Origin of the sequence: Polynucleobacter sp. AP-Latsch-80-C2 (assembly GCF_018882185.1) — a bacterium.
GTDB lineage: Bacteria > Pseudomonadota > Gammaproteobacteria > Burkholderiales > Burkholderiaceae > Polynucleobacter.
The window spans coordinates 1-884 of the sequence record NZ_JACVOY010000032.1 but is presented as its reverse complement, the minus strand read 5'-3'; the positions used below and the strand labels follow the sequence as shown (position 1 = coordinate 884).

At 47.2% G+C, this 884-nt stretch carries 1 protein-coding gene; it reads left to right on the top strand.

Annotated features, from left to right (window positions below; all coding sequences use genetic code 11):
• Positions 1 to 884: hypothetical protein (locus ICN47_RS12725; RefSeq protein ID WP_216220279.1), on the top strand; the 884-nt coding region annotated here is incomplete at both ends.

Sequence of the window (884 nt, the reverse complement as noted above, 5' to 3'; positions counted from 1 at the left end):
CAATCACCACCACCGGTGCTCAAACCTACACTGGCGCAGTGACACTGGGTAGTGATATTGTATTAACTAGCTCTGCAGCAGGCACGAGTGGCGATATTACTTTTAGCTCAACAATTGATAGTAGTGTTTCAGCTCGTGCTTTAACGATTACAACTGCCAGTGGTGCACATGCCATCTTTGGTGGCAAAGTGGGTAATACAAGCATTCTTAATACACTTTCTATCTCCGCAGGCTTAACGACTGTAAATTCAGATACTATTAAAACAAGCAGTACTCAAACCTACACTGGCGCAGTGACACTGGGTGCAAGTAGCACCTTAACTGCTTCAGGCATTACCTTTGGTAGTACTGTAGCCATGGCGGGTAACAGCCTTACCCTGACAGCGAATGCTTTGTCATTGGGTGGCACTGTAAGTGCTACCGGAGCTACGGGTACTTTAACCATCCAACCAAATACTGTGGCTACCACCATTGGTTTGGGTAGTGGTATTACTTCCAGCTCTTGTGGTGTTGCATGCTCTCTTGTTTTAAGCGATGCCCAACTGGGTTATATCAATGGCTCCGGTTTTGCTGGAGTCATTATCGGCAGTACCAGTGGTACTGGTGCAGTCGCTTACAACACAGGCGCAGATATTACCTTCGCTAGTCCTTTGACGATTCGTAGTCAAAGTGTCAGCGGTGGAGGTAGCATTACCATCTCAGACACCTTAAATGTCGGTAGCACAAACAACCTAACCATCAGTACTTATGGCGCTGTGAGCTTAAGCGCTATTAACACTGCCAATGTCTTAGCCGTAACTGGCAATGGCATCACCTTAAACGGTTCAATCACCACCACCGGTACTCAAACCTACACTGGCGCAGTGACACTGGGTAGTGATGTG